Raw genomic sequence first — 12,307 nt, 5'->3', positions numbered from 1 at the left:
CTCCTGACACGATGAATCCAGACCCACAGAACAGGTACCCCAAGTGACAACTGCAACCCTTTCCCTGTCCGAGCTCACGGCTGCCGCCACCCAGGCCGCCAAAATTTCTGCAGCTTCATCGGATGCTGACCGCGCGGCCTGGCTCACGGCCGTGGCGGACGCCCTGGACGCGAACGCCGCCGAACTGGTGGAGATTGCCGATTCCGAGACCAGCCTCGGCGCAGCCCGCCTCACCGGCGAAGTGGCACGGACAACCGGCCAGCTGCGCCTGTTCGCGCGCGTCATCACCGAGGGCTCCTACCTGGAAGCCGTGATCGACCACGCGGACCCCGCCTCCACGCCGCCCAAGCCGGACCTGCGGCGCATCCTGCGGCCCATCGGACCGGTTGCGGTCTTCTCCGCCTCCAACTTCCCGTTCGCCTTCTCGGTGGCCGGCGGCGACACTGCCTCGGCCCTGGCCGTGGGCTGCTCCGTGATCGTCAAAGCCCACTCGGGCCACCTCCGCCTTTCTGAGCGGACGGCGGAAATCGTCACCGAAGCACTGCGCGCAGCCGGTGCTCCGGAAGGCCTGTTCGCACTGGTGAGCGGCCGTGAGGTGGGAACCGCGCTGGTCCAGGATCCGGCCATCAAAGCGGTGGGCTTCACCGGCTCCATCCCCGGCGGCCGAGCCCTCTTTGACCTTGCCACGTCCCGTCCGGACCCCATCCCGTTCTACGGCGAGCTGGGCAGCCTGAACCCGGTGGTGGTGACCCAGGCCGCCCTGGCAGAGCGTTCCGGGCAGCTCGCGGAAGGCCTGGCGGGATCCTTCACCCTTGGTGCCGGACAGTTCTGCACCAAGCCCGGGCTCGTCTTTATCCCGTCTGGAACAGACTTTGCCGCAAAAGTGGCGGCGGCCAGCAAGGACAAGCCTGCCCTGGGCATGCTCACCAGCCGGATCGCGGAGGCCTACCCTGACGGCCTGCGCAGCTTCGCGTCCGTGGATGGCGTGGATGTGGTCAGCGGCACCGTGGACCAGGACGCAGTGGCCGACGGCGCCGCACCCGTGGTCTTTTCCACCTCAGCGGCAAAGGTCCTGGAGCGCCCCGGGGAACTGCTGGAGGAGTGCTTCGGTCCCACCACCATGCTGATTGAGTACTCGGGCCAGGAGGAGCTGTCCGCGGTCCTGGCCAAGGTGCCGGGCAGCCTCACCGCCACCGTCCACGCCCAGCCGGGCGAGGACGTGTCCGCTCTCGTGGGCCAGTTGTCCGAGCTGGCCGGCCGCGTCCTCTTCGACGGCTGGCCCACCGGTGTGGCCGTCAACTGGGCCCAGCAGCACGGCGGCCCGTACCCGGCCACCACGTCCCTGTTTACCTCGGTAGGCGCGACGGCGGTCCGCCGCTTCCAGCGTCCTGTTGCCTACCAGGATGCGCCAGAGACGGTCCTGCACCCGGCCCTGCACGAAAGCAACCCCCTGGGCATCCCACGCCGGGTGGACGGGGAACTCCGCCTCCCCTGACACGCTCTCCCACTTGATGTTGCTTTAACCGGAACGCTCTCTCACTTGTGAACGGCTCCCCGGAAGTTGGACTGAGAAATTCAGTTGCGACTTCCGGGGAGCAGTTTTATGCCTGCTATTAGTAGTTCTTTGTCTGAGGTCCAGCGCGAGGCGGCGGTAGCGTGGTTTGGGAAGGGCGTTGGGTAGCGGGCTGCGGCTCGTTTTCTTGAGACGCCTTGGGTGCCGGTCAGGGCACTGAATGGGCGGTGGAGGATTCATGGTCAAGGAGTAGTGGTGAGCAAACCGGCGAAGTCGTACTCGTTTGAGTTCAAGCTGGCGTTAGTGGAACGGTTCCTCGCGGGCGAGACCGGCCCGGCCCTGACTGTGGAGGCCGGTTTGTCATCGCGCCAGGTGCTGCAAAAGTGGGTCCGGGCGTATCGCCGTGACGGTGCGGAGGCATTACGTCCCAAGGCCAAAGGCAGGCCCGCGAAGTCCGCGGCTCCACCTCCACCGGCCGAGTTACCTGAACTGGAACGGTTGCGCCGGGAGAACGAGCGGCTCCGCGCGGAGGTGGCGTACTTGGGAAAACTGCGGGCCTTGAGGGATCAGGGACGACGGTAAAGGTCCAGGCCGTCGTTTCCCTCGCGCCCTAGAATCCCATTAAGCCAGTCCAACTATCGGAGACCAGTTCTTGATGTTGCTTTACCCGAAACGCTCTCCCAGTTGGTGCCGGAAGTACGGCGCCAACTGAGAGAGCGTTTCTGGTTTTGCTGCAGGATCTGAGAGAGCGTCTGGCCTAGAGCTGGAGGGTGGCCGGGCGCTGGAGGCCGTTCACCGTGGTCGAGGGCCAGCGGGGGTCGGCCGTGAGGACCTGCAGGCCGGACCCGGTGAGCTGGACAGTGTCCTCGATCTTGACGCCGGGCCCGGACGGGTTCCAGGTGAAGGCCTGGCCCAGGATCACGGTGTCGGTCGCGGCGTCGGTGACGCGGGGATCACGCCCTGCATAGCCGGCGGGTCCGCCCTGGTGGTGCTGCTCCCACTGGTCTGCGCCGAAGCCGTGACGCGTGTAGGCCGCCTTGATCTCGGTAAAGATCCGGTCCAGCCGGGCGCCCGGGACCGTGGCGTCGAAGATGTCCGCCTCCACTCCTGCGATCCTCGCCTCGGCGTCGCGCTCTTCCGCAGTGCCGGCGTCGAACCTCACCCAGCGGGTGATGTTGGCCACCATGCCGTCCCTGCGTGCGCACACCACCGCCATGGCGCGGCGTCCCAGCGGCGAGTGGGTGGCCAGCGGGTGCCGGAAGCTGCTCCGGCTGCTGCCGTTGCACAGCAGGACCAGCGGCTCCGCGCCCGCGGCCACAATCCGGGCAGCGAGGGCGGAGACCAGCTCGAACTCGGTGGTTTCCGGCCGGGCGGTGGACAGCACGTCCGTCATCAGCGCTGCAACCTCGGCGCTGAGACGGGCGTAGCGTGCGCTTTCGTTGGGGAGCAGCTGCTGGCGGGCCGCGCGGAGTTCGGCGGCGACGTCCGCTTCGGCCACCGGTACGGCGTTCCTTCCAGGGAGGCCGACGGCGGCGGCGGCCTCATGCAGGTTGGCGTGCCAGGGCACGGAGTGCAGGGTGACGCCGGACGGAAGCTCCTCGGCGGCGAGGCGCCCGGCCTCGTTGTTGAACGTGACCAGGTGGTCGCCGCCGCGGTCCACCAGGACAGCTGCGATGGGATCGCCGGCCAGGCTGATGTGCACCCGGCTGCCGTCCAAGTACCACGTCAGGGCGGTGTTGGTGGTCAGCAGCAGTGAATCCTGGCCCTTTGCATCAAGGATGTCCAGCACCCGCTGGCGTTTGATGGCGCGGTCCTCCGGGGAGGCGGGGGCCGCCCTGCCCGAGAGCAAGGAAGCGTCGGCTGTTGTCTGGGTCATGAACGGTTCCCCTGCTGGTTGATGAGAGCTTCGATGTCGGTTGTGCCCAGGATGCCGTCGGCCACAAAAACGGTGATGCTGCGCTGCACCGGAGCGTCAGGTTCGGCGATGACCGGGCTGTTCCAGGCCAGCGACTGGCCCACCCCCGGGTAGCCGTCCACCCGGACGAACCACGGATCGGTGGAACCTCCGGGAGCCACGAACACAAGGGTGGCGCTGGCGCCGTCGAACGTTCCTGCCCAGGCCAGCCACGGCGTTACTGAACCGTGCACTTCTGCTTCCCCGGCACCGGACGGCGTCCACACGGTGGCGTCCGCGCAGGCGGGCAGGCGCCAGAAGAACCCGCCGTAGCCGCCTTCGAAGCGGCCGTTGGAACCGGGGCTGCCCAGGCTGACCGGCCGGTCGCCGGCGGGGGAGAGGGCAAAATCCAGGGTCAGGCACCAGGCGGAGGAGTCGACGCCGGACCACCCCCAGGTGCGGTCCTCGCGAAGGACCGGCGCGCCGTCCGGCCCGTTCCAGCCCAGGGTCTCCCGCAGCCGGCCTGCCGCGCCGCCCGTCCGCGCAGCCGTTTCCTCAGCGTGGGTTTCCGTGGGTGTGATGCTGCCGTGGTCCGGGCGCCAGACGTACTGGCCGGCCTCGCGCGTGAAGGTGCGGCCGCCCCAGAAGTTAATGCCGTCCACATCCTGCAGGGCCACGCCGGCCCCGAGGTGCCACACATGGTCCAGCGGCTGGTGGTCCGTCACCACGGTGCCCGCGAGGGTCCGGACGGGGTGCAGGTAGGGCCGCGGCGAGGACACGGCCCGGATCCGACTGCCGTCCTGGTACTCCGCAACTGCCTTCCCGTCCAGGGTGAGGGTGCGGACCGGCAGCATTTTGCGGGCCCAGGGCATACCGAGTTCCGCGAAGGTGGCCTGGGCTTTGACTGCCCTTGCGATCACGGCCGCGATGTCCTGGACTACCGGATGGGCGTCGTCGCCCTCGCCCTCCCACGCGATGTACCCGGGGTTGATGGGTTGCGGCGCGGGCGCTGTCCGGATGGCTTCCAGCACCGTGGTGAAGGCGCCGGTGTCCGGCAGGGCGCACAGCAGCGGCACCCCGTTGGAGCGGGCCTCCAGAAGGTTCTTCAGCAGGTCGGTCCGGCCGAATGTCTCACGGCGCTCGCCGTCGGGGGTACTGATGACCACCTCGTCCTCGGTGTAGAAGAGCGTGACCTCGCCGCGGGTGCCGTGTACCGTCACGGAGGGCCGCTGCTGTTCCGGCGCGCACAGCGTCAGTCCGCACAGCAGCGTGGAGCCACTGGTGGTGCGGACACGGATGATGGAGGTGTCGTCACTTTCGGTGTCATGGGCCCGGTACAGGTCCGTGTCCACTGATTCGACGTCGGCCATCGTGTGGGCGCCGGCCAGGTGGAGGCCCGTGGCTACCGCATGGGCAAGGGCATTGGTGGCCACGCCGTCCACCACGTCGATGCCGTCCAGGCTGCGCTTTCCGGCCCAGCGTGAGCGTTTGAAGTAGGCCCTGTTCCGTACCCACTGTCCGGTGGCGCTCAGGCCCAGGACATCACCGATGCCGCCGGATTCCACGAGGGCCCGGATAGCCGGAAGCGCGTGCGACCCCAGGCTCTGGAAACCCACCTGGACCAGCCGTCCTGCGGCGTCGGCAGCGGCGAGTACATCCCGGAACTGGCCGAGCGAGGCCACCGGCGGTTTTTCCACGTACACGTCCTTGCCTGCTGCCAGCGCCGCGAGGGCCAGCGGGGCGTGCGTTTGGATGGGTGTGGCGAGGATGACGACGTCGACTTCCGGGTCCGCTGCCAGCAGCTGGGCAAGGTCGCCGAAGACGGCTACGGATTCAGCCAGCCGTCCTGGAGCCGGGGGATTGGGATCCGCGACGGCGACGAGTTCCAGGGTGCCGGCTGCTTCGAGCCTGGCGAGGTTGGCAAGGTGCCGTTCACCGAAGCCGTGCACGCCCACCAGGGCGATGCGCGGGACGGGTGCCGGGACGGCGTTTTCCCCGGAGTGGCGTTCGCGTTCCGCGGTGGCGGATTGATCAATCATCAGGCGGGTCCTTGGTAGCTGAGGGGAAGGGTTTGGGGGTCATGGGCGCAGAGCGAGTTGGACAGGAAACCGAGCGCTTCCTGTTGCATGCTGGCGGTAAATACGTGCCCGCCCGGCCAGAAGCTCCCGGTATAGGTGCCGGGGCTGTGGAGCGACTCCAGCACCCGGTGGGCGTCGCGCATCCCGGCTTCGGGGAAGAGCTGGTCCGCCAGGGCATACTGCACCAGCAGTCTTTCGGACTCCGACCTTGCCGTCAGCTCCGGCCAGTCGCCCAGCTTCCAGAGGCCGGGGGTCTGCAGCAGCCACGAGTGGGCGTCCAGGTAGGAGGGCAGAAGTGACTGGAACGTGGTCATCATGCAGGTCATGACGTAGCTCTTGATGCGGGGACTCAGCGCAGCGAGGGCCAGGGAACGGCCGCCGCCGCCGGAGAACCCGATGCAGCCCAGCCGGTCCTGGTCGACATCCGGCAGCCCCGCGAGGATCTCCAGGGCAGCAAGGTCGTCGTGGGCCACCATGCCTGCCAGGCTGGTGCCCAGCAGGCCGGCGGTCTTGGCCACGGTCTCTTCGTGGAACCCTGCGGCCGCGTTGTACACGTCGGCATCGGAAGGCACGACGCCGTCCTCCCGCCACTGTGCCTGCCTCGCGTCCAGTGCCGAGGCCGTCCGCCAGGGCGGGACGGAAAGGTCGAAGCGGCGGCTGCCCCAGGCGAAGGCGTCGTGGGCGAGGACTGCGAAACCGCTACGTGCCAGGTCCGTGGCAAGGGCGCGGCCGTCGTAGTGGCCGGCCTGGGCGGCCTCCGCCGACGGGTGCTGCTCCGGGAGCTCCACCAGCCGGTCCGCCCCGCCGAATTTGTTGCCCCCATGGCAGTGCAGCGCGAGGACGCCGGGCAGCGGCCCGGAACTGCCGGCCGACCGGATCAGCCAGCCGGTAGTCCTGGGACCGAAGCCCAACTGCCAGCTGAGCTGGGAGGTGGTGACGCCGTCGTGCGTTTCCTCCCAATGAACTGACACGTCAGGCTGGGCTGGAACTTCAGGGACGCCGAGGGCGTCTGCGAGTTCCTGCGCAGCCGGCGTTGCTGCCTGGTGGCGGGGGTAGTGCCGGACGTAGGCAGGCCAGTCCTCGTAGCCGGCGATGGCGCTGGGCCTGACGGGCCCTGTGCTTTCAGTCACTGGCCTGCCTCCTGTTCGGGATGTTGTTGTGATGGCTGGACAGCCGGCGGTCAGCCCAAGTTCGAGTTGACTTCCTGGATGAAGCCCTTGGCCGCATCCCGTGGTGAGATCTTGCCGAACAGGACATCCGTATTGAACCTGTTCAGGACTTCCATGGTGGCCGAGGAACCTGCGGGGAACGGCAGCGGCGGTTCGATGTCCATCTCCGCGATGCGGTCCAGGTACTCCGCTTCCTTCTGCTGGGATTCCTTCAGGAGGGGAGTGATGGCCGCCTTGAGCTCGGTGTTGGCCGGCATGCCCCGGTCACTCTTGATCTTGGTGGCAGCGTCCACGTTGTTCACCAGGTAATTGATGAAGAGGGCGGCTTCCTTGGGGTGCGCGGACTTGGAGGAGATGGCGTACTCCATGGAGGAGCGCAGCCACGCGCCGGGTGTCTTGCTTTCGCCCGGCATCTTCATCATGACCAGCGGTGAGCCGGAGTAGGAGTTCATCTGGTTGCTCCAGGAGATCTTCATGCCCTGCTTGCCCTGGCCCATGAGCGTCATTTCGGGCTGGGCAGAGCCGTCCTCCACGGTCTGTGAGGCGGACGGGGCGCCGCCGGTGTCCATGAGCTTCTTGTTGAGCTCGAACCACTCGGTGGCAGTGTCCTCGCTGATGCCCAGCTTCTTGCCGTCATCGGTGTAGAGCTCCTCGCCGCTCTGGCGTGCCCATACCGCCAGGAAGGAGTCGTTGGACATGGGGGTGGTGCCGAAGGTTCCCGCCCGGGAGTTCTTGGTGATGTCAGCGGCGATCTGCGCGTAATCGTCCCAGGTCCAGGTTTCGTCGTCGGGCAGCTCAACGCCTGCTGCCTCGAAGACCTTGGGGTCGATCACCATGGACATGGAGTTCACGCCTGCGGTGATGGTGTACTGCTTGCCGTCGATCTTGCCCAGGTCCACCGTGCCTTCGGCGAACTTGGAGGTGTCGATCTGGTCTTTGACGTCGTCCAGGTCCAGCAGCACGCCCCGGCTGGCGTATTCGCTGGGGTAGGCGCCGCTCATGGCGAAGACGTCCGGGGTGGTGCCGCCGGCGATCTGGGTGGCCATCTTGTCCCAGTAGGAGCTGAACTCGGTGTTCTCGCCCTGCACCTTGATGGTGGGGTTCGCGGCCTCGAAGTCCTTGATGACCTCCAGGGTGGTCTTGGCACGGGAATCGTTCCCCCACCAGGCGAAACGGATGGTGACGGGATCCTCGACCGTCCCGACTTTCCCGGCCTCTGCGTTGCTGCCGCAACCCGTAAGTACCATGGCGAGGGCAGCTGTTGCGCCTGCAACCCCCATGACTGATTTCCGGAGACGTAACCGCATTGTCCTGCCCCTTAGGTGTTGTGGTTTCATTCGTAGTGACCTGTATAACAGAAAGCGTTTTCTCAAAAACTAACAAAGGGCTATACAGGAGTCAAGAAACCGTTTACTTTGGTACGGAGCCGCTTTTCAATCCGCACCTCCGCGGTGGTGGGAACCGCCGAATCTACGGCGGCCAACCACCGGCCGCGGGAGCGCACCTATCGCCCAGGCGATACCAGGAACGTGGAGGCCACGATGACCAAAGGAGACCACATGGCCGCTAAGCACATACCCAGGGCGCTGCGCCCGGCTGGAATGCCGGCAGCAGCGGGCCTGATGACACGAACGGGACGGCAACAGTGAGCGCCATCAGCGAACTCAGCTCCATCACCCGGCGCAAGGGCAAAGCCACCGCCGCGGAGAAGAAGGCCAACGGCCGGGACAACAAGGCAGCGTATATCTTCCTGCTGCCGTGGCTGGTGGGCCTCGTGGCCATCACCATCGGCCCCATGGTCATGTCCCTGTATCTGTCCTTCACGGACTACAACCTGCTCCAGCCGCCGGAATGGGTCGGACTGGACAACTACACCCGGATGCTCAGTGACGCACGCCTGCATAACTCCCTCGGCGTGACCTTCACCTACGTATTTGTTGGTGTGCCGCTCCAGCTCGCCGTGGCGCTCCTGATCGCCCTGGTCCTGGACAAAGGCCTGCGCGGCCTGCCGTTCTACCGCTCAGTGTTCTATCTGCCGTCCCTCCTGGGCGGTTCGGTGGCAGTCGCTATTCTCTGGAAGCAGATCTTCGGCACCACGGGCCTGGTGAACCAGGTCCTGGCAATGTTCGGCATCCAGGGTCCGGGGTGGATCTCAGACCCCAGCACGGCGCTCGGCTCCATCATCCTGCTCCACGTCTGGACCTTCGGCGCCCCCATGATCATCTTCCTGGCCGGCCTCCGACAGATCCCGCACATGTATTACGAGGCGGCAAGGGTTGACGGCGCCACCACCCTCCAGCAGTTCTGGCGGATCACGCTGCCGATGCTGAGCCCGATCATCTTCTTCAACCTGGTCCTGCAGATCATCGGATCCTTCCAGTCGTTCACCCAGGCGTTCATCGTCTCGGGCGGCAACGGCGGCCCCTCGGACTCCACGATGTTCTTCACGCTGTACCTCTACCAAAAGGGCTTCGGCCAGTTCGACATGGGCTACGCGTCAGCCATGGCGTGGGTCCTGCTGGTGATCATCGGTGTATTCACCGCCATTAACTTCATCGCTTCTAAGTATTGGGTTTTCTATGACGACTAAGCTGGAGACGCTGCCCACCCCGGACAAGAAGTCCGGAGGCGCCGGCAAGCCTACGAACCACCGCAAGCCCCGCGAGTCCCGCGGAACGCTGGCCTTCAGCCGGGCCCAGCGCGGAAAATCCCTGATGAAGCACGGCATCCTGATCCTTGCCGGCGGCCTGATGATCTACCCGCTGCTCTGGATGGTTGTTTCATCGCTACGCCCCAACGAGCTGATCTTCCGCGAACCGGGGCTCTGGCTCAACAGCCTGGAGATGAGCAACTACACCTCCGGCTGGTCTGCCCTGACCCACCCCTTCGGCCACTACATGATCAACTCGGCGATTGTGGTCATCGGCTCCATCCTGGGCAACCTGATCTCATGCTCCATGGCGGCCTACGCCTTCGCCCGGCTGCAGTTCACTGCCAAGAAGCTGCTGTTCGGCATCATGCTGCTCACCATCATGCTGCCGTTCCACGTGGTGATTGTTCCGCAGTACATCCTGTTCTCGCAGATCGGCTGGGTTAACACCTTCTGGCCACTGATCGTGCCGAAGCTGCTGGCCACCGAAGCGTTCTTCGTCTTCCTGATGGTGCAGTTCATCCGCGGCATTCCGCGGGAACTTGATGAGGCTGCGAGGATCGACGGCGCGGGCCACCCTCGCATCTTCCTGCGGGTCATCCTGCCGCTGATGGTGCCGGCCCTGGCCACCACCACCATCTTCACGTTCATCTGGACCTGGAACGACTTCTTCGGCGCCCTGATCTACCTGACGGACCCGGACATGTTCACCGTTCCGGTGGCGCTGAGGGCTTTCGTCGACTCGCAGTCAGCCACGAGCTGGGGATCCCTGTTTGCGATGTCCATCGTCTCGCTCCTGCCGGTCTTCCTGGTGTTCCTCTTCGGCCAGCGCTTCCTCATCAAGGGAATCGCAACCACCGGCATCAAATAGATCCAGCTCCTGGACTCATGCGCTGCCGGCCAGCAGGCCTGCGCACCAACCGAACGGCCCGTCCTTGTGGCGGGCCGTTCGGCTGTCCGGAAGCATGGTGTTGGAAACTGTGCCGCGCCGGAACGTGCCGTCCAGGACCGCGCCGGGCTGTAACGTCTCCCGCAGAAAGTGGACGTCCGGAACTGTTGGCCAAACATCTTGTAATACAAGTCACCTACTTGTACTATTACATCTAGAAAGCGCTTACGCGTTTCATCCCTGTTCCCCAGTGCGTTAGTCCACAGCACCTAGATCAAAGAAGATCGGAGTTACCAGTGCAGCTTTTTTCCCGCCCTGCGTCTGCTGCCCGGCAACCGGCAGAGTCGCGTTCCCCCGGCGCAGCACGCCGCATCCGCAAGACGGGCATCGTCGCGGCGGCTGCCGCCGTCGTTATGGCCCTCAGTGCCTGCGGCGGAGGATCATCCCCACAGAATGCCGATGGACCCGTTGAGCTGCGGTTCTCCTGGTGGGGTGGCGACAAGCGCGCCCAGCTGACCCAGGAAGCCATCAAGCAGTTCGAGGCTGAGAACCCGAACATCAAGATCAAGCCGGAGTTTGGCGACTGGAGCGGCTACTGGGACAAGCTGGCAACCCAGGTTGCCGCCAACGACGCCCCGGACATCATACAGATGGACGAGAAGTACATTACCGAATACTCCAGCCGCGGTGCCCTGCTTGACCTGTCCAAGTACAAGATCGACACCTCCAAGCTTGACGAGGCCGCACTGAACGCGGGCAAGAGCGAGGACGGCCTGACCGGCATCGCGGCCGGCATCAACGCGGCCACTATCCTGGCTAACCCCGCGGTGTTTGAGGCCGCAGGTGTGGCGATGCCGGACGACTCCACGTGGACCTGGGAGGACTTCGAGAAAACCGCCTCCGAAGTGACGGCCAAGTCCCCGAAGGGCACTTATGGTGCCGCCGCGTACGGTACGGACGAGGCATCCCTGGGTGTCTGGCTCCGCCAGAACGGCAAGTCGCTGTACACCTCCGACGGCAAGCTGGGCTTCGAGCCCAGTGACATTTCCGAATGGTGGGCGTTCTTGAAGCAGCTCAGCGAGAACAAGGCAGTTCCCACGGCCTCCGAGGTGGTTGAAGCCGAGGCTGCCCCGCTGGACCAGAGCGGACTCGCCACCGGCAAGAATGCCATGGCTTTCTGGTGGTCCAACCAGGCCCCGGCTTTGGAGAAGGCTTCCGGCAGTGACCTGAAGATCCTGCGGTTCCCCACGAAGACCGGGTCTTCCGCTGATGCAGAGCTTTGGTACAAGGCTTCGCAGTTCTGGTCAGCCTCCTCACGCACCAAGCACCCCGAGGAGACCGCCAAGTTCATCGACTTCCTGGCCAACAACGTCAAGGCCGGCGAGGCCCTCCTTGCAGACCGCGGTGTCTACCCGAACTCAGAGGTCCGTGCAGCCATCGAGTCCAAGCTGACCCCGGCCGATGTCAAGGTGGTCAAATTCATCGATCAGATCAAGGATGAACTCGGCGAGGCACCCGCTCCGCCGCCGAAGGGCGCCGGCGCAATCCAGGAAATCATCAAGCGGTACACCTCCGAGGTTCTCTTCGAACGGCTTTCCACCGATGAAGCAGGCAAGAAGGCCCACGACGAGATGAAGTCGGCAATCAGCAGTTAGTCCTCACACCGCCAACACGGCTCCGGACAGTTTGGATGGAAGCCTCCTCCACTCCCAGCGTCCGACGGCGGGTGGCAGCTCCGTCCCGGCAGGAACCTCGGGTTCCTTCCGGGACGGAGCTGTTTAAGGCTGTGGGTCTAAAGCTGCAGCGTCAGGACTACGGCGGTGCAGCCGGTACGGCCTCGGCCCGCGCTGTACAACCAGGGATCGGTACGGAACAACGCGGCCGAGGACCTGGACACCGTGCTTCTTCGGGCTGGGACACACTGCCCTTTCCCGCATGGTGGATCCGGGGTCGCCGCGGCCCGGGCCAGGCGCGGTCCGCGGAGCCATGTCGCGTGCTGTGCCCGTGGCCGAGGTACTTGCAGTACCGGCTGGTGGGCCCGAAGGGTGCATCCCGGCCACCCCATGGCTCATCGCCGGTGTTCCGGGTGGTGGCGGGGCGGTGGAGTGGTAGGT

General features: G+C 65.6%; 9 protein-coding genes. 5 read left to right on the top strand and 4 right to left on the bottom strand.

Annotated features, from left to right (window positions below; all coding sequences use genetic code 11):
* Positions 1–43: 43 nt before the first annotated feature.
* Both HTS88_RS07905 and HTS88_RS07900 read left to right on the top strand, forming a co-directional pair.
* A complete protein-coding gene (locus tag HTS88_RS07905) occupies positions 44–1,495 on the top strand; it encodes an aldehyde dehydrogenase family protein (RefSeq protein ID WP_174177121.1) in 1,452 nt (483 codons plus the stop codon).
* A 273-nt stretch (positions 1,496–1,768) separates the two neighbouring features.
* Positions 1,769–2,095 (top strand): helix-turn-helix domain-containing protein, encoded by a 327-nt coding sequence (locus tag HTS88_RS07900; protein WP_174177118.1) that lies wholly within the window; start codon positions 1,769–1,771, stop codon positions 2,093–2,095.
* Positions 2,096–2,270: 175 nt separating this feature from the next.
* Here the strand turns inward: HTS88_RS07900 and HTS88_RS07895 are convergent, their stop codons facing one another.
* From HTS88_RS07895 to HTS88_RS07880, 4 genes are read right to left on the bottom strand one after another with little or no spacing between them, the layout of a single operon-like run.
* Positions 2,271–3,389 (bottom strand): M24 family metallopeptidase, encoded by a 1,119-nt coding sequence (locus HTS88_RS07895; RefSeq protein WP_174177116.1) that lies wholly within the window; start codon positions 3,387–3,389, stop codon positions 2,271–2,273.
* Entirely contained in the window at positions 3,386–5,446 is a 2,061-nt protein-coding gene (locus HTS88_RS07890; RefSeq protein WP_174177114.1) for a DUF6807 family protein, read from the bottom strand. The genes HTS88_RS07895 and HTS88_RS07890 overlap by 4 nt, the downstream gene beginning before the upstream one ends.
* Positions 5,446–6,615: an acetylxylan esterase gene (locus tag HTS88_RS07885; RefSeq protein WP_174177112.1), complete on the bottom strand. Its 1,170-nt coding sequence runs from the start codon at positions 6,613–6,615 to the stop codon at positions 5,446–5,448. The genes HTS88_RS07890 and HTS88_RS07885 overlap by 1 nt, the downstream gene beginning before the upstream one ends.
* A gap of 50 nt (positions 6,616–6,665) precedes the next feature.
* The gene (locus HTS88_RS07880; protein ID WP_246256088.1) at positions 6,666–7,961 is read right to left on the bottom strand and encodes an ABC transporter substrate-binding protein; all 1,296 of its coding nucleotides are present in this window, start codon (positions 7,959–7,961) and stop codon (positions 6,666–6,668) included.
* Positions 7,962–8,299: 338 nt separating this feature from the next.
* On the opposite strand from HTS88_RS07880, the gene HTS88_RS07875 reads away from it, so the two are divergent.
* The 3 genes from HTS88_RS07875 (at position 8,300) to HTS88_RS07865 (ending at position 11,848) form a co-directional block, all read left to right on the top strand.
* Positions 8,300–9,244, top strand: a complete 945-nt coding sequence (locus HTS88_RS07875) for an ABC transporter permease subunit (RefSeq protein ID WP_174177110.1) — start codon at positions 8,300–8,302, stop codon at positions 9,242–9,244.
* Entirely contained in the window at positions 9,234–10,175 is a 942-nt protein-coding gene (locus tag HTS88_RS07870; protein ID WP_102975962.1) for a carbohydrate ABC transporter permease, read from the top strand. Before HTS88_RS07875 ends, HTS88_RS07870 begins: the two co-directional genes overlap by 11 nt.
* 314 nt (positions 10,176–10,489) lie before the next feature.
* Positions 10,490–11,848, top strand: coding sequence for an extracellular solute-binding protein (locus HTS88_RS07865; protein ID WP_174177108.1), 1,359 nt, complete (start codon positions 10,490–10,492; stop codon positions 11,846–11,848).
* Positions 11,849–12,307: the final 459 nt, after the last annotated feature.

Origin of the sequence: Pseudarthrobacter oxydans, from assembly GCF_013314975.1 — a bacterium.
Lineage (GTDB): Bacteria > Actinomycetota > Actinomycetes > Actinomycetales > Micrococcaceae > Arthrobacter > Arthrobacter oxydans.
This window is presented reverse-complemented; position numbering and strand designations above follow the sequence as displayed.

What these genes read in the sequence shown, in the direction of transcription:
- HTS88_RS07870 (WP_102975962.1), top strand. Translation starts at nt 9,234, where the DNA reads ATGACGACTAAGCTGGAGACGCTGCCCACCCCGGACAAGAAGTCCGGA.
- HTS88_RS07895 (WP_174177116.1), bottom strand. Translation starts at nt 3,389, where the DNA reads ATGACCCAGACAACAGCCGACGCTTCCTTGCTCTCGGGCAGGGCGGCC.
- HTS88_RS07890 (WP_174177114.1), bottom strand. Translation starts at nt 5,446, where the DNA reads ATGATTGATCAATCCGCCACCGCGGAACGCGAACGCCACTCCGGGGAA.
- HTS88_RS07880 (WP_246256088.1), bottom strand. Translation starts at nt 7,961, where the DNA reads ATGCGGTTACGTCTCCGGAAATCAGTCATGGGGGTTGCAGGCGCAACA.